The 17083-nt window shown below is 41.2% G+C and carries 13 protein-coding genes and 1 pseudogene; 6 read left to right on the top strand and 8 right to left on the bottom strand.

Annotated elements, in window-relative coordinates:
- Positions 1–187 precede the first annotated feature (187 nt).
- The 3 genes and pseudogenes from NWP25_RS18780 to NWP25_RS01940 form a co-directional block, all read right to left on the bottom strand.
- Positions 188–454, bottom strand: a pseudogene (locus NWP25_RS18780) (transposase); the annotation flags it as partial.
- A 365-nt stretch (positions 455–819) separates the two neighbouring features.
- On the bottom strand, positions 820–1305 hold the full coding sequence (locus NWP25_RS01935; RefSeq protein WP_280651216.1) for a molybdenum cofactor biosynthesis protein MoaE: 486 nt from the start codon (positions 1303–1305) through the stop codon (positions 820–822).
- A gap of 47 nt (positions 1306–1352) precedes the next feature.
- Entirely contained in the window at positions 1353–2303 is a 951-nt protein-coding gene (locus tag NWP25_RS01940) for a putative 2-dehydropantoate 2-reductase (RefSeq protein ID WP_280651217.1), read from the bottom strand.
- A gap of 436 nt (positions 2304–2739) precedes the next feature.
- Between NWP25_RS01940 and NWP25_RS01945 the strand changes: the two genes are divergently transcribed.
- Entirely contained in the window at positions 2740–3075 is a 336-nt protein-coding gene (locus tag NWP25_RS01945; protein ID WP_280651218.1) for a hypothetical protein, read from the top strand.
- Between the two features lie 109 nt (positions 3076–3184).
- On the opposite strand, the gene NWP25_RS01950 is transcribed toward NWP25_RS01945, so the two are convergent.
- Together NWP25_RS01950 and NWP25_RS01955 are read right to left on the bottom strand one after the other, a co-directional pair.
- Positions 3185–6910 (bottom strand): CHAT domain-containing protein, encoded by a 3726-nt coding sequence (locus tag NWP25_RS01950; protein ID WP_280651219.1) that lies wholly within the window; start codon positions 6908–6910, stop codon positions 3185–3187.
- A gap of 230 nt (positions 6911–7140) precedes the next feature.
- A complete protein-coding gene (locus tag NWP25_RS01955; protein WP_280651239.1) occupies positions 7141–7821 on the bottom strand; it encodes a hypothetical protein in 681 nt (226 codons plus the stop codon).
- 168 nt (positions 7822–7989) lie between these two features.
- Here NWP25_RS01955 and NWP25_RS01960 point away from each other — a divergent pair, with 168 nt between their 5' ends.
- A complete protein-coding gene (locus NWP25_RS01960) occupies positions 7990–9885 on the top strand; it encodes a DNA polymerase III subunit gamma/tau (protein WP_280651220.1) in 1896 nt (631 codons plus the stop codon).
- 63 nt (positions 9886–9948) lie between these two features.
- Here the strand turns inward: NWP25_RS01960 and NWP25_RS01965 are convergent, their stop codons facing one another.
- On the bottom strand, positions 9949–11358 hold the full coding sequence (locus tag NWP25_RS01965; protein ID WP_280651221.1) for a glycosyltransferase: 1410 nt from the start codon (positions 11356–11358) through the stop codon (positions 9949–9951).
- Between the two features lie 760 nt (positions 11359–12118).
- Between NWP25_RS01965 and NWP25_RS01970 the strand changes: the two genes are divergently transcribed.
- The 4 genes from NWP25_RS01970 to NWP25_RS01985 all read left to right on the top strand — a co-directional run bounded on the left by NWP25_RS01970 (position 12119) and on the right by NWP25_RS01985 (position 15358).
- Positions 12119–13192 carry a phosphotransacetylase family protein gene (locus NWP25_RS01970; RefSeq protein WP_280651222.1) on the top strand — a complete coding sequence of 358 codons (1074 nt, stop codon included), beginning with the start codon at positions 12119–12121 and terminating at the stop codon, positions 13190–13192.
- A 366-nt stretch (positions 13193–13558) separates the two neighbouring features.
- Positions 13559–14062 carry a DNA recombination-mediator protein A gene (locus NWP25_RS01975; protein ID WP_280651223.1) on the top strand — a complete coding sequence of 168 codons (504 nt, stop codon included), beginning with the start codon at positions 13559–13561 and terminating at the stop codon, positions 14060–14062.
- Positions 14063–14369: 307 nt separating this feature from the next.
- Complete coding sequence (locus NWP25_RS01980) at positions 14370–14792, top strand: MAPEG family protein (RefSeq protein WP_280651224.1); 423 nt, start codon at positions 14370–14372, stop codon at positions 14790–14792.
- A 74-nt stretch (positions 14793–14866) separates the two neighbouring features.
- Positions 14867–15358 (top strand): YajQ family cyclic di-GMP-binding protein, encoded by a 492-nt coding sequence (locus NWP25_RS01985; protein ID WP_280651225.1) that lies wholly within the window; start codon positions 14867–14869, stop codon positions 15356–15358.
- Between the two features lie 110 nt (positions 15359–15468).
- Here the strand turns inward: NWP25_RS01985 and NWP25_RS01990 are convergent, their stop codons facing one another.
- Both NWP25_RS01990 and NWP25_RS01995 read right to left on the bottom strand, forming a co-directional pair.
- Positions 15469–16026, bottom strand: coding sequence for a glutathione S-transferase family protein (locus NWP25_RS01990; protein ID WP_280651226.1), 558 nt, complete (start codon positions 16024–16026; stop codon positions 15469–15471).
- A gap of 12 nt (positions 16027–16038) precedes the next feature.
- A complete protein-coding gene (locus NWP25_RS01995) occupies positions 16039–16503 on the bottom strand; it encodes a hypothetical protein (RefSeq protein WP_280651227.1) in 465 nt (154 codons plus the stop codon).
- Positions 16504–17083 lie beyond the last annotated feature (580 nt).

Below are 17083 nucleotides of genomic sequence, written 5' to 3' on the forward strand. Positions count from 1 at the left end.
CATAAAGACGGCTGTTCAAAACTGGATAATCATTTTTTGGCAACGGTCTGAGGATGTCTTTGACAATCTTGGGAAATGAATTTATAATCATTATCAATTATTTTTTTTAATCCTTCGCCCAGAATTTACCATATTTTGGGCTATTTTTATCACCTCTTTCTTAACATTCAACAGTTGTGACGTAGACTATATTTCCAATATGTTGGCAAGTTACATAATCTGTTGCTTTCCCCTTTTTCTTATCTCCTGTTTCGTCAATACATAAAATTATTTCTCTTTCTCCAATCAATATTTTTGTTAGCCACAGCCTTATTTATTTTAACTTTTTGACATCCCACAGCGCATCTCTCAAAAAATGATGTAGTGATTGAGGGTTTTTTAATCCTGCTATTTTCGCTATCTCTGGTAGCGATTTATCTGGGATTTGTGAGAGCATTCCCAAGTGTAAATATTGGTTCTTGTGTAGATTTTATACTAGTCGAGGACTGATAAGAACAAAACCCTTACAGAGTAAGGTTATAAACAATTATGCCTAATATTTTCAATGAAACGCCGACACAATAAGACTTTCAATGATTTTGAACTGGGTTCTCCATAAAAAGTACCGAAGAACCTAAATATTTAAATGCTTCAAAATTTCTTACATCTCCAAATAACGAATCACAGTGTTGACAGTGGTTATCGATGAATGCTACTGTGCTTGCTGCCTGTCGGCGTGGCGTAACCATCACCTTCCATTACTGTTTCCGATTTCTTTCTTGATTATACTTCCCCCGTAGTAACAAAACAGGGATACCTCAAAAGCCTGTCAGAGAATTTTTAGCAGCCTTCTTTTAACTGTTCACAAGCACCAATACTCACCCAGCTACTACGACCATCAGTCCAATGTTCTTTTTTCCAAATAGGGGCATGATGTTTAAGAGTATCAATAGCATAACGGCAAGCTGCAAACGCCTCACTACGATGAGGACAACCAACTGCTACTAAGACGCTGATTTCTCCCACCCGCAAACGCCCGACGCGGTGATAAATTACCACCCGGTTGACATCCGACCACAAGGAACGAACATCAGCAGCTATTTGATAAAAAACTCTTAATGCCATTGGTTCATAAGCCTGATATTCTAAGGCTACCACAGGTTTTCCATCAGTTTGATGACGAACCATCCCACTCATAACCACTACTGCACCATTGGCTGAGTCGTTAGCTTTGGCGTAGATTTCCTCAAGAGATAATGGTGCAAAGGTAATGGCAAAACTATCTTCGGCATTTGGTTTAATTGCAGGGGTTGGTATATTGGACATAGTTGAGTTGACTTAATTTCACCCAGAGGCGCACTAGACGCAGAGAGTTAAGGAGATGTAATTTGGGTGTTTCTTTGCTGGAGAAATTGCAGTTGATGATACATACAGCTAATTTGCGGTAAATTTATACCAGCTGCTTGGGCTTTTTTTAAGGGGTTACCAAAAATAGCCTCTATTTCTAAGGGGCGGCGTTGATCATAGTCAATTTTCATACTGGTACGGTAAGGCTTCATTTTTAATGTGTAATTAAGCATGGTTTGAATAAAGCTATCGGCGATGATGCGCCCTGAAGTTTTTGCCCCAATCGCTACTTCATTCATCAATTGTTCAATTAATCTCCGGGTGCTACCATCTGCCATTAATTGGTCTGTTCTAGCGTTGAGAATTACGGACAACCCATTGTAGGGTATATTCCACACTAGTTTTTGCCACCGCGCTAGTAGTAAATCTGCCGCTAATTCAATAGGGACACCAGCACTTGCAAAGTCATCAGCAATTTGCTCCATCTTCTCTGTCATAGCATGACGTTGATATTCATGGTGATATTCTCCCAGGGTAATTTTGCCATAATCTAAATGACAAATATGTCCTGCCCCCACTTTATTGGCACACAGAAAACATAACCCACCGATAATTTGAACATTGGTAACGATTTGGGCAATATCTTCTTCTACCCCTAAGCCATTCTGCAATACCAACACCACACCATGATCTTTAACCACGGGTGGTAATAATTTTGCCAGCAAATGATTTTGAGTTGTTTTGAGTGCCACTATGACTACATCACATTGTGGCATCTGCTCTACATGATTATAAGCCTTAACTTGGGCAAGGGTAAAATCACCGTCTTTGGACTCGACAAATAAACCAGATTTACTTACATGTTCGTAATCACTGTTGACTAAAAAGTGGACATCTAAACCAGCTTGTTGCAATTTAGCGCCATAAAACCCACCTAACGCACCAGTTCCGAGGATGGCGTATTTGCGATCGCACATTTTTAAATACAGGACTCTTTCAGCATAATCATAAAGCGATATTTAACCGCCCTATATAATACTTAACTGTTTTTAATAAAAATTTAAATTATTTCATAAGAATTTAAATTTTAGGGAAGCAGAGCAAAAATTACGACAGTAGTTATGTCTGTTAAAGATTAACTTTTGTAATAGTTGTCAAGGGAAAAATGTCGCAATTTTAGTAGTAAGTATCTCGCCTGTTGAAGCAATTGAATTGATTTCTAGAAGGAATTTTTCTCTTTAATTTCAACTTTGCTCATCGTCAGCATAAGTAATATGATAACTTTGGCAAAGAGTTTAAATTATGTTACACAAGCGGAGTAAATACTTTAGCTATATGCTAAGGTAAATTCAAATATCTAAAAATATGTTTATTTCTTATTTTTAAGATGTTGACATTCAACCCCATAAATTGATGCTTGATTTCAACGCCGTAGCTGATTTTTCCCGTGATAACTGTACGAGTATTTGTGCATTTCTCGTCCCAGCCAACATAATTGTCTCATCGCTAACAATCATCCTTAGAGTATTAGGTCGCCCAACATATCAAATCTGGACATCTGTCGGAATTGCCAGTATTTTCGCTGTAGTCATGATCTTGCATGTATTTACTTGGTTCATAATTGGTATGGTCATGTTACCTACATATATATTGTTGTTTCTAGCCATAAGCTGCTTGCTGATTAATTTTGCCGCCATGGTGTGGCAAAAGCCCCAAGTTCGCAATCATACTATGATTAAAAATGCTTGAGGATATGAAAAAATAAGTTCTATTTGTTTAACCATTTTTTCCTGGGCTTCTGCGTGAGCATCATCACTTGTGTTGTCACTTAGCAACACCAAATTAACTATCTTGACTATTAGTTAATAACACCTAGAATTTTATATGCTGCCCAGTAGTAGGGATGGTTATAAAGTTTTTTATCGGGAACCATCTTACTACTTTTATACAAATATGTTGCTAAATAACCTATGGTTCTCAATTCATTATGATCTAGATTCTTTAGTAAATCTTCATACCATTTTGTGAGTTCAAGGGCAGTTAGTTCTTTTAACCATAAAGTTGCTTCAGCTAAGGCAATAACTGGTGATTTATTTAGCTGTAATCTTCTATAAAAATCAATCATCACTAAAGCGCTGCTAGATGATTCCACAGTCCATAGGGTAGTTACCACATAAGGTACTCCTCCACAAGTAAAACCACTGGCTAAATCAACATATTCAGTAGTAATATTCTGATTTTTACTTCCCTCAGTTTCAGCGGACGAAAGAGTAACTAATTTGTAATTACTCAAATTTTTTTGACAGATTTCTGCTAAGGTTATTTGTTCTCCATTTATTAACGGCAACGCTGATTTTTGCGGATCATTGTAATTGTTCATTACACGCCCGGCAAAATGAAAAATATTTTGATGCTCGTTAAATAAAGCATTCTCTACTGTATATTTGTTAGCTTCATATTTATCAATATGTTTGGGATTATTGAACATCTGGCTAATAACATCAGATTCCAATTTAGTAAATTTTAGTGGGGAATAATTTGTGCTGTTAGGTGACTCGACACTTAGCAAGATTTGATGCGACCATTTCCACATACTTTCAGCCTTTCCAGACAAACCTTTTTGCACACTCAACAAATAGCTAATAGTCAAATGACCTGGTATTTCTTGCTGTAACGGCGAAGAAATATTAAAAAGAGTGTGGAGAGGCAATCTATGTAGGTCGCAGTGGGGAATTAAAATTAGTTGGGTGATGTCTTTAATTTCTTGTGTGATGGTGGTAATCTGGAGAATATTTTTGAGTTCCAAAAGCTTTTGTTCCATATCCACTCGCCACACATGATTGCTTTTACTGTGTTGGTCTTGTGCGTGACTGAGATATTCTTGGTATGCTTGATGCCAATCTTCCAGCCAATCTTCAAATTCAATTAACCGCCTGACAGCTTCTGGTAAAGCAAATTCATCAACAACTTGCGGAGTTTTTTCTAAGTCAATTTTTCGGACATTTTGTATGGGCGTAAAAACTAAAATAGGTGATGGGGCTTGGTATTTAATTATGAAAGTATGTAAGGATACTGGGCTAATATGCCAGTAAATAATTGCAGTGTAGGGATTAAGAAGTTGTTGAACTGAACTGTAGTAGTGTGTGTAAATCTCTTCTTGCCAATGGTATAGTTGCCAAGTTAAACAACAATTTTTGCCTTGTTCTGCCATTTCCCAGGCTTCTACCAAGTCGCCATATTCTACAGCTAAATCCACTTCTAATTGACCAATTCCCGCAAATTTGAGAGCTATTTGCTTTTTACTGTCATCAGAACGAGTTGATTCTGTCAGTAGTTGTGTTAGTAAATCTGCTGCTTGTTGCTGTAATTCCAGTGCTTGTGCTGTTTGGCCTGTACCCAAAAGTGCTTTAATTAGAGATTGCAAAACCTCTAAATGCAACTCCGCAAAATCTGCTGTTGCCAGGGTTAATAGGGCTTGATAATATTCAGCTATAGCTTGATGCCAATAATTCCGAGATGTAGGATATTTCTTACCCATGTCATAGTAAGTATTGCCCTTTGCCATATGCAATCTACCCCAACCTTCTGGGTGGGTATCTGGGCGAATATATTTCAACCCTTCCTCTAAACTTCCTAGCTTACCCTCATAGCCGCCCTGCCGCAAGGCGGGATTTTCAGTGTTGATGTTGGTTAAAGAATTTAAGGATGTTAAGCTAGCTAAGTGTCCAGCAGCCATTCCTCGACCAATCCAAGCTTCCCAATAGTCAAGTTTAATTTGTAGGGCGTTATCGTAGGCGATGATCGCTTCGGCAAATCTTTCTAAACAAAACAGTGCTACCCCTTGATTGTACCAAGCTAAGTGAAAGTCTGGTTTAACAGCTATGGCCTTGTCATAAGAGGCAATCGCTTCTTCTCTTTGTCCTAACTGTTCTAAAGCTATAGCACGGTTATACCAAGCTAAATATAAATTCGGTTGGCTGGCAAGTGCTTGATCCCATGAGTTAATAGCTTGAGACCAATGGCCTAGATTAAATAACACCACACCCCGGTCAATCCAAACTTCATGGAAATCTGCTTGAATAGCAATAGCTCTGTCGTAAGATGCCATAGCCTCTGCATATTGCTCAATCATGGACAAGGCCATACCTCGGTAATACCAATTTTCTGGATTTTGTGGTTCCAGATCTAAGGCTTGGTCATAACTGGAAATTGCTGCGGGAATTTGTCCTAATTTGAACAGGGCTAAACCTTTACTAGACCAAGCCTCTGGATTCTCAGGCTGAACTGCTATGGCTTGCTCAAAACAGTCCATCGCTTCTTCAAATCTTCCTAATTCACCCAAAGTCGCACCTCGGTTATACCAAGATTTGTAGTGATGGGGTTTTAGTGCTATGGCTTCGTCATAAGAAGCGATGGCCTCGGAGAAACATTGTAGGTGAAATAAAGTTAAAGCATGATTAAACCAATACTCAAAAGCATCAGGATTCATTTCTATAGCTTGATTGTAAGAAGCGATCGCTCCTAGCAAATCTCCTGTTTTAGCTTGCTGAAGACCTTGATAAAACCAATCCTGTCCTTGAACCTCACGTTGAGCAACCGTCATAGGTAGGATCTGATTCCCAGGTGAGAGATTAGCCCCTAGTTGTTGGATTGGATAGTTACTTTGATCCAACTTTGCCAACAACTCATCCAAAGTATCAGTTACTTTTGGTTCTAAATTAGCCAAAGATTGCTCCTCAGTGTCAGGAGAAGATACTGTTGTTGCTCCAGGTTGTGATTTAATGATCTGAGCTTTTTGTCCTTCCGAGTCGTGGAAATCTTCGGTTAAATTGCCGAGTACACCTTCATCAGGTGGGGTGAAGCCCGTTACTGCAACTGAATATTCCCATTCTGGTGCATTTTCCGTCAATATTTCCCCAGGAGAATCAATTGGGGTTTTTGATCCTGTGCTGTCGTCATCTGTAACTGAATATTCCCAGATCAACTCTGGTGTATTCTCACTCAATATTTCCCCAAAGGACTCTACTTGGGGTCTTGCTGCTCTAGTTTGAAATTCTAGGTCTTCAGACTCCCATAACAATTCGCCTAACTGATGTATTAACTCCTTTCCTGGGGAGTCTGGTGGGGTATGGCAAATTTCCGACCTTCTGGTTTCACTCTCTTGGTACTCTTGGTCATGGACGCTCAATTCCCCCGTCAACAAGCGGATACCAATGTCGTAAGAAAGTTCACCAACTTTGCCAATTCCCAGTTCGCCCAATCGCATCATCTGTCCTGCTAACCGCTCATGGGAACTTGGTGATAAAAACAATTTTTCGCTAAATATCAGCAGCCAACCTATCCACCGCTCTACACTGATGCGATCCTCCATGCGTTCTAAATACTGAATTGCCCATTGTTTTCCTCGTCCTTGCTGTACGCCTGCCAACAGTTGAGTATACAAAAGTTCCAAATCGGCATTAGTTAGCTCGGGTGGTGGTTTTGTCACCTCCGATTCCCTAGCAGCCTTGAAAAAACGACTCTGCTGATTACCAACGAGGTGGTTTGAAAACTTGTTAAGCCACTGCAATAGCTGCGTGAGCATCTGCGATACTTTTGGATATTTTCTCCTAAATCATTTTACAAAGGGTTGTGTTAAAAAAATCTTTAATTACTTAAAAGCGACTGAAATAAAATCAGCTTTTGGCTATCTGGTTATGAAAAATATACAAAACCAAAACTTTTTGATTTCAGAACTGGGTGCTAGTGTGTAAAATGCCCCTGTGTGAATTTGGCAAGCTTATAATGTAAACCTTTAGGTTCAGTGTGGGCAGTTTAGGTCTCGTCTGAATTTGATTGACTAGAAGCATAGTACTGATTGATGAGTTCCTGGACAATCAGTTGTGGATCATCTGTCTCAATTGCCAACTGCTGGGCAATTTGCTGACGTAAATTCTCATCCTCCTGCAACATGATCAACAGCTCATGTGGGGTGACAGTTTGGGCTACACCTTCGGTGGGCAATTTTTCTTCCTGACTTACTTGTTCTGTTGGGTAGTTGTTTTGGGACTGTAAATTCGTGTTGATGGCATCTGGCCCGTCATATTCCCATACTGGTTCCTCAGAAAAGCGTGTCAACAACTGCATTCCAATTTCATGGGCAACATTTCCAACTTCACCAACGCCTAAATCACCCAGCTGCACTAAGCGAGCAGCTAACTCATTGTTGGGTCTAGGTGATGCTAGCAATCTTTCCCCAAAGTGCCGTAACCATTGGACCCAACGTTCAGTAGAGACACGATGTTCAATATTATGTAGCCACTTTTGCGCCCAAGCTTGACCTCTAGCCTGATGCACCCCTTCTATTAATTGGTTGAACAGAAATTCCAAATCAGTATCCGTTAGCGGTGGTGGTGGTTGTTTGATCACATCATCCCCCCTATGATAAGTAGTTCGTTTTCCTGCAAACAAGCTGCGAAAAAGACCTTTAAACCATTGAATGATCTGCTTGAGCATTTGCTGCACCATTGAGTATTTTTTACTAAAATGCTTGGACTGAAAGTCTCGTGTTTTTTCTAGGGTATGACACATACAGAACCAATCTACAAAAGTTTAGAATAGTTGCATCCCAAACTCGACTGGGTGCTGCTAACCAAAATTGAAAGGCCCTAAAGTCTTTTATCCATGTCTTACGAACCCCTCCACCATAAGTATCGCCCAAAGAGTTTTGTTGAACTTGTGGGACAAGAGGCCATCGCTACCACCCTCACAAATGCGATCCGCACAGCCAAAATTGCTCCCGCCTATTTGTTCACAGGCCCCAGAGGTACGGGAAAGACTTCTAGCGCCCGCATTCTCGCTAAATCGCTAAATTGTCTCCATAGTCACAAGCCCACTCCTGAACCCTGTGGAGTGTGTGATGTTTGTCAAGGGATTACCAAAGGCTACTCCCTCGATGTCATAGAAATCGATGCTGCAAGTAACACTGGTGTCGATAATATCCGTGAGCTAATTGAAAAGGCACAATTTGCCCCTGTACAGTGTCGCTACAAAGTTTATGTAGTCGATGAATGCCATATGCTTAGTACTGCTGCGTTTAATGCGCTACTGAAAACATTAGAAGAACCACCAAAACACGTAGTTTTTGTCTTAGCCACAACGGACCCGCAACGCGTATTACCAACGATTATTTCACGTTGTCAAAGGTTTGACTTTAGACGCATTCAGTTAGAGACGATGGTCAAGCATTTAAGTGCCATCGCCTCTAAAGAAAAAATTAATATTTCTGCAGATGCTTTAACCTTGATCGCCCAAATTGCTCAGGGAGGATTGCGCGATGCGGAAAGTTTACTAGACCAACTAGCCTTATGTGTGGGTGAAGTGACACCTGATCAAGTTTGGGATTTGGTCGGTTCGGTGAGTGAACAAGACTTACTAAGCCTATTACATGCCATCGCACAAAATCACCCAGAAGCTGTTTTAGATTCTACTCGTAAAATACTAGATAGTGGACGAGAACCGCTAATTATTCTGCAAAATCTCGCTGCTTTTTACCGCGATTTACTCATAGCCAAGACAGCACCTAAGCGTCAGGACTTAGTTGCTTGTACCCAGCCAACCTGGACAGCACTGGTTGAATTTTCCCAGCAACTCGACATGAGAACAATTTTGCTGGGACAGGAACACCTACGCGCATCTGAAGTGCAAATTAAAAATACCACCCAGCCACGTTTATGGTTAGAGGTAACATTATTAGGTTTATTAGCAAGTGCAAATCAACCAGAAACGAAAAGTACAGATCAAAGAGTCAGTACCCCTGCTCTAGGTACAAATTATCGCCCAGTGGTTTCTTCATCACCTCAACCCACAAGTCAAAATACCACCGTTAAGCCAACCCCCACCACACCGGAACCTCTCACTCACTCACCAGCAAGAGAAAGTAGTGAACCTGCATCTCCACAGGAAGTTGTGACACCATCGGAGTATAACTTAACTCAAGTGTGGCAACAGGTATTAGTGAATATTCAAATGCCTTCCCGGCAGGCTTTACTGGGTCAAATGTGCCAAATCATAGAGTTTAACGGTGACAAGGCTCGTATTGCTGTCAAAGGAACTTGGTTAGAGACACTCAAATCCGATTTGCCAATGATTAAGGCTGCTTTCCAACAGACTTTCCAACGCGAAATCGAGATTTATCTGGAAAAAGGAACTTCCTCTACTCACACCTCCAGAAGAAAAAATCCTCAGCTACAAGATTCCACTCCCGTTCAAAAACCACCAGCACCCAAGTACAATCAGCAGATTCAATCCTTTACACCGACTACTCAAGCACAAGTACCAACACCAACACCAACAAAAACCGAATCAACGACGAGTGCAAATAAGGTGAAACCCTTGCCACAGCCACCACAGCCAACAACCCAAGTAGATTGGGAAACTGATGAAGTGGCAATCGCTGCCCAACGTTTAGCGGAATTCTTCAGTGGGCAAGTTATCCGCTTCACAGAAAATGGAGTAGATTCACCTGAATCCATGACTACATCTGACTGGATGGATGAATCAGAACTTGATGATGAATAAAAAAATCCAAAATTCAGAATTGATTCTAAATTTCGGATTGTGATAGCTAAATTTGGTTAAAAACTAGTCAGTGCTGCCTGAATGAACTGTTTTCACCCATTTCAGGCGCTTTGGTCTCACGGACATCCGAGCAGTGGTACTACTCATGACCACTAACCAGTGCAACATATACACAACACCACGCAGTGTTTGTAGCAACAACAAAAAGGGTGTGGCTATATTAAATTTTTTATTTTCACGTATGCGCTTGAGTCCGGCAAACATCCCGACAACAGACATACTTACGGATAAAGTAGTCATCGGTGCTAAAACTGGTAAACGATGCCGAGCCACCGCCATTAATAAATCCGGAACTGCCGCTGTGGGTAGGATATACATAGTCAACATAAACATCAGCATATCCCAAGTTTTGCGGATACCCATGGGGTTTTTAAGAATTAGATCCCAGTAATCTAAGTAGCGCTGATAGCCGCCTTCTGCCCAACGATTGCGCTGATGCCAAAGGGCAATGGCATTTGTGACACCTTCTTCCTCTACAGCCGGGTAAAATCTACACTCAATGTCCCATTTGTTCAGATGTAGACGCAAAGTCAGATCCAAATCATCGGTGATGGTGACTTCATTCCATCCGCCACAGCTTTCTAAGGCTCTACGCCGGACAAATTGACCATTTCCTCGCAGTTCGCCAATACCACCGATGGCAACACGTTGCTGCTGAAACCAGGTATCTAAAGCCATTTCTGCCATTTGTCCCTGAGTCCAAAAATTTTCTTTGGCATTGGCGATTGCTTTTCGCACCTGCACCGCACCCACTTTTTCGCGCTGGAATAAAGGTGCTACTTGTAGCAGTAAGTCTGGTACTACCTGAGCATCAGCATCAAAAACTGCCACAATTTCTCCCTTGGTCATGGGTAATACCTGATTCAATGCTCCTGATTTGCCCCCACTAGCCTGTGGAGAACGTGTGAGAACCTTGAGTTGGTCATATTCTTGGGCTAGTTCCGCTAACAACTCGGGTGTCCTATCAGTGCTGTTATCGTCAATTATCCAGACTTCATACTTCTGATCTGGATATTCCAGACTGCAAAGGTTTCTGACTAACTTACCAATAACTGCTTCTTCGTTTTTTGCTGCTACTAACACAGATATAGAGGGAAAATCTTCCTCCATTTCTTTGGCATAGCGCTTGGGTTTAGCAAATACCACCACCAAAGCGTGAAATCCTAGGAGAGTGGTCAGTCCCAGAACGAATATTGAACCCCAAGAAACCAAGTGCAGAGCGATTGTACCGCTCCAAACTGCGGTCAAAACCAAAGCGGCTTTGCGTCTACGTCCTTGAAACCGGGATGGTAGAGACAAAGGACTTACCTCTACCATTGACTCCTCTTCATGTGCCGATTGGTCAGATAATAAGGAGTTAAGTTGGTCAAGCTCGTTGTAATAATCGTTTTCGGGCCAGGAGTTCGCTGGCATAGGTTAATTGATTCAAAAACCAGTATTGTTATACACCTCAAACAAGCAGCAAGTCCAACACTCAAACGCGCCACTTCCACAGATTTTTACAACCGATGATTGTAACTGCGAGGTAGCAGCAGTTTGCTGTGAGTGGAAACTGCAATAGCATTGTCCAACACCTAAAAGCGCGGATTCTTGCTTTTATTGCTCCGGCTTCTTCGTTAAAAGCCAATGCAGCCCCATTGTAACCGAATTTTAATATTTCTTAGCACTGAGTTTCGATAATCCTGATTATTCCTGATTATTTTTAAGTCCCCATTGCCTGTGAAAGCGAAAACTACAACAGTACAAGCTCCTAAAAATATCAGTTAAATATCTTTACGTTTCTACATATTTTGTAGGTTTGATTTTTATGACGGGTTTTCAGCCTATTTACCGATCAGTTGATTCCATGAGCCAAGAATTCCCCTGGCTAAAAGCGGGGGAATGTCAATTGTACATGGGCAAGTTATACTCAGGGGAAAGTTTTCAAATATTCTGTCAGAAAGTTTTTTTGTCAATCCAAAATTTAAATTTCAAATCTATCTTTAGATTTTTTATATACCAATTTATTACTGATAATTAAAGTATAAACACTTAAAAAAAATTAAAAACACACCCTAAAAAAGTACATTTTGGCAACCCCACTTTGTCGGGATTCAAGCCCGTTGCCGGAACAAACTAAAATTAGGAAACACGTAGCTTGGTTCTACTTCCTTTTGCAATTAGGAGTGCATGTGTGCCAAAATCTGCTAAATATTTGCTGATTGGCTCAACCGAGACTTATAGTGGTAAATCTGCGACAGTCTTGGGTTTGACTTATCAGCTACAGCAAAAAGGACTAGATATTGCCTACGGTAAACCCCTAGGCACTTGTTTTGGTGAATCTGGCGGAGCCGTAGTTGAGGAAGATGTCCAGTTTATTGCCGACACTCTTAGCTTGCCAATAAATCGCGTTGCAGCGACAATACTGGCTTTGGATGAAGTCAATGTCCAAAAACGTTTGCGCGGCGAAGACAAAACGGATTATAGACAGTTATTAAAACAGCAATACTCGCAAATTTCCCAAGGAGATTTAGTATTGCTAGAGGGGCCTGGTGATTTAACACAAGGCAATCTGTTTAATTTGTCTTTGCTGGAAGTGGCTGAAGCATTAGATGCGTCTGTACTAGTAGTATCTCGTTACAGTTCGCTGCTGTCAGCTGAGGCGATATTGTCTGCTAAACAGTATGTGGGCCATCGCCTAGTGGGAGTTGTTATCAATGATATCCCGACCCAAGAATTAGAAACAGTCAATCATCTGTTATGTCCATTTTTGGAACAGCAAGATATTCCTGTGTTAGCAACGTTGCCAAAAAGTGACTTGCTACGCAGTGTCAGTGTTGGCGAACTAGTTAATCAGCTAAATGCCGAAGTTCTCTGTCGTCGGGATCGCCTAGATTTGATGGTGGAGAGTTTGGCAATTGGGGCGATGAATGTCAATTCGGCTGTGAAGTATTTCCGCAAACGCCGGAATATGGCAGTAGTTACAGGAGGGGACCGTGTGGAAATTCAACAAGCTGCTTTGGAAACTTCCACCCAATGCCTAATTCTCACCGGACAATTGCCACCACCTGCATTTATTCTCAGTCGTGCTGAAGAATTAGAAATACCCATCTTATCGGTGGACTTAGACACTCTGACCACAGTGGAAATTGTTGATCGGACTTTTGGGCAAGTGCGTCTCCATGAACCCATCAAAGTCCAGTGCATTCGTCAGTTAATGGCTGAGAATTTTGATAGCGATCGCTTGTTATCAAAAATGCTGGGTTAAAGTTGAAGATAAAAAATCGGGATACAGGGGCATTCTTTCGTGTTAGCCTACCTTGGGCATAGAGTGTGAAGTTACCATTCAGGCAAGCATCTTCTCACTCTGTGTCCCATGTAGGTCAATGCTGGCGTCCATATATCCCCAATACCCTCAGAGGAGGCGATTATTATCTTCAAAATCCTCAATAACTGTCAGAAACAGCCAAATTTCAAAATATCACCTTTTTCAAAACTAGCTTGGTGTGACTAAGCCACCCAGTCACTGAGGGAGAAAATCAAAAAAATGTAGCAAGATGTAACTCAACTTGACTTCCCACTTACACTCTGTTTGGTAAAATAGCTTGGTTGTTTAATTTGATTACCTTCATCTTTGAGCCAGTCAACAGACCTCATTAACCTCGACACATTAGCGCAGGAACTGGCGACCATTCAGCAAACAGGTTCTAAGCGAATCGCCTTGCTGGGTTCTCGTCATGTGCCAATTACACATCAGAATTTGATTGAAATGATGACCTATGCCCTAGTTTTATCAGGCAATCGCGTGATTACCTCTGGGGCTACAGGTACCAATTCAGCCGCCATTAAGGGCGCAATGCGGGCTGACCCCAATCTATTGACGGTAATTTTACCCCAAAGCTTGGAACGCCAGCCCCATGAATCACGCCAACAGCTAGAACAAGTGATGCATCTGGTAGAAAACCCCAGTAACGATCATCTGTCTTTAGCTGAAGCTAGTTATATTTGTAATAAGGAGATTGTCTCCCGTTGCCAGCAACTAATCTGTTTTGCATTTCACGACAGTCGCACTTTGCTACAAACTTGTAGAGATGCAGAAGAACAAAGAAAAGTGGTCACGCTTTTCTACTTCGATTAAAAGTGCCGTAAGTTCTCCACCGGGTAATGTATAGATATAGGAAACTGCCAATTGGTAATAAGTATTTGGGTTGGCCAAATTACCAAAAATTTAACGAGAGTTGGAAAACCTCTGTGATTCTGTCCAGGGGATGAGAACCGAAAGGCTAGTTTTCTCTAGCCATTCTATTTTACAGAGTTATGTGAGAGTGAAGCGTCTGTGCGGGGGGCAAATTCACCTGCACAGATGCCGCTAGAATCCCTGTCCATCAATGGCAGCGATTGTCAAAAGTTACATATCACCCTAAGTAACAACTACTATCGATTTAATGACGCTATTGCAACTGCCTGTGTCTATTATTTTTTTGTACTCTATTGCTGCTGCTGCCATTTTGATTTATCTACCATTTTTACTGGTAGCTTATGCTCGCTTCCAAATTGGGTATGAAGCCCTTGCTACTCCTCGCGCCCAATTTGATAAATTGCCCCCCTATGCTCAACGAGCGACTTGGGCACATCAAAACTCCTGGGAAGCATTTATGTTGTTTGCCATCGCGGCATTGATGGCATACGTGACTGATGTGAATTCTCCCACAGCAGCATTCGCCGCCATGGCCTTTGTTGTGGCGCGTTTGTTATACTCAGTTTTTTATATTTTGAATATACCCCTATTGCGATCGCTGATGTTTGCCATGGGCTCTCTTGGCTCTGGTACTCTCATCATTTTCAGTATCATTCAAGCCAATAGTTAATTGGGGAATGGAAAGTGGGGGTAGGTGGCCTCATCTAAAATCCAAAATCCAAAATCCAAAATCTAAGATTGTTTATGGCTTCTACATATTCCTTTGACATTGTGAGCGAATTTGATCGACAAGAATTAGTGAATGCTGTGGATCAAGTTGTGCGAGATATTAAAGGTCGTTATGACCTCAAAGATACTCAAACTACTATTGAGTTAAACGAGCAAGGCATTAATATCAACACAGATAGCGAGTTTACCTTAGATTCTGTTCACAACATCCTGCGCGAAAAAGCCGCCAAGCGTAACCTCTCTCAGAAGATTTTTGAGTTTGGCAAAGTGGAAACAGCTAGCGGTAACCGTGTACGTCAAGAAATTACACTCAAAAAAGGTATCAGTCAGGACATTGCTAAACAAATTTCCAAATTGATTCGCGACGAATTTAAAAAAGTACAACCGTCAATTCAAGGCGATGCTGTACGGGTTTCAGCTAAAGCTAAAGATGACTTACAAAGTGTTATGCAGCGTCTCAAACAAGAAGATTTTCCTGTAGCTTTGCAATTTACCAATTATCGTTAAAAAAAACTCCAGGATGGATTTTGTCCACCCTTAACTCTTTTTTTAACGACAGCCCGTAAATCCCCACCCTCAATCTACTCATAGGGCGGGGAATAAGCAATAGTCAACAGCTAAGACCGTCCACCAATGCTTTTTTGAAACGCGGGACTTTCAGAAATACGCTGGATATAATTCAATACGGCTGGATAAGCGCTCAGGTCTAGCTTGAGCATGATGGGAATATAAGCCAAAATAGACCCCACCGCCACATCGGCAACAGTGAATTCATCACCAAGTAAAAAAGATTGTCGCCCAAAAATCTCATTTAAGGGAGTTAACAAACGGGGCATTTCTCGTTCTCGATTTGCTTCTATGAAAATTCCCGGACCCAGCGTGGCATTAGCAAACAATACCCACTGGGAAAATATACCCCGTTGTTGTGGTGAAAGTGAAGTTTTGCCATATTTGTCGGAAAGATACAGTAAAATTGCCCCTGATTCCCAAAGGTGTAAGTCCCCATCTACAATTGCTGGTACTTTACCCATTGGATTAATTTTCAGGTACTCAGGCTGCTTGTGTTCCCCCGCCTGCATATCGAGCATGACAAATTCATAGTCAACGCCCAGTTCTTCTAGATACCATTGAACGATTGATGCTCGACTACGAGTGCCGCCGTAAAGTTTCAACATAATTACTTCAGATTAAAGAACTTTGTGAGTGTGGGAATGCTGTTTCACGTTGTCTTCTTTATTGACAACTCTAGTAGCATTAAGTACCCGTTTACGTTCCGTAGAATATTGAAAATCAGTGTAGGTTGTACCTAAGGGAATGAGGGATTTTGCGGTTTCACGACGCTTGTAAGTGCGAGCACTAGCAAACACCCGCATCACAAAATCTTCACCAAATTGAGCCGAATCTGGAAACCCCTGTGGTAAAAGTGCTGTATTACCATTGAGGACAGAACCAAGGGTAGTTGCACAAGCTAGCTTATAGGAGGTAGGAATACCTTTTAATAAGGCTTCTAAAGCAGCAGAGGGAATTGGTTCTATAATCTCAACCTGATGAACCTCCCCATCTTCCTTGATGAAGCAGGTTGATAGGCCCATAACTATATAATCATCAGCAGTTAAATCAGGGGCGTCTTCATAGGAAATTGCTGTTGTCATAAAAAATTTCTCAACACTTAAAAATTAGGCAGTACTATTTTCTTGCGTCGCCTAGGGCATTAGTTAGGAGACACACCCGCACTCACCGCCGTTCGTTCTGAGCTAAATTACAGCAGCTATGGGTTCGGGGCTTGTTGGCATTCTAACAATTTGTTGATTTCAAGTTGCCTGAATGGTCTTGTCTTATTTGTCATCATGACAGTTTGAGAGATCATAAGAAAATCGAGGGAGCCAAAACCACCGAGATAAACTATCGGAGTGTGGCGAAGATACTTTATTGTACTTTAGACGGTGGATGTAGGCGAGGGCAAAGCCCCTTTAGGAGCAGTCCATCAGGTACTGTCATAATGTCTTTTTTAGTCTGATTCAAATGGGTATCATGAACCTAATCCTAGATTTATAAGAAAAGCATAAAAATCCATCAAAAGAAAAAGGGAAGAATCCAGAAATGTTGAATGTCGTTACAAAACTTTACATAGTTAGATATAGTAGTCCTATCAAAGGTGAAAATGTCAACATCTCATAATATCTTCCATCCAATGAACATAACTGATTTGTTGACACATACAAGCTTGAAGGT

The organism is Umezakia ovalisporum Ak1311, assembly GCF_029891685.1.
Lineage (GTDB): Bacteria > Cyanobacteriota > Cyanobacteriia > Cyanobacteriales > Nostocaceae > Umezakia > Umezakia ovalisporum.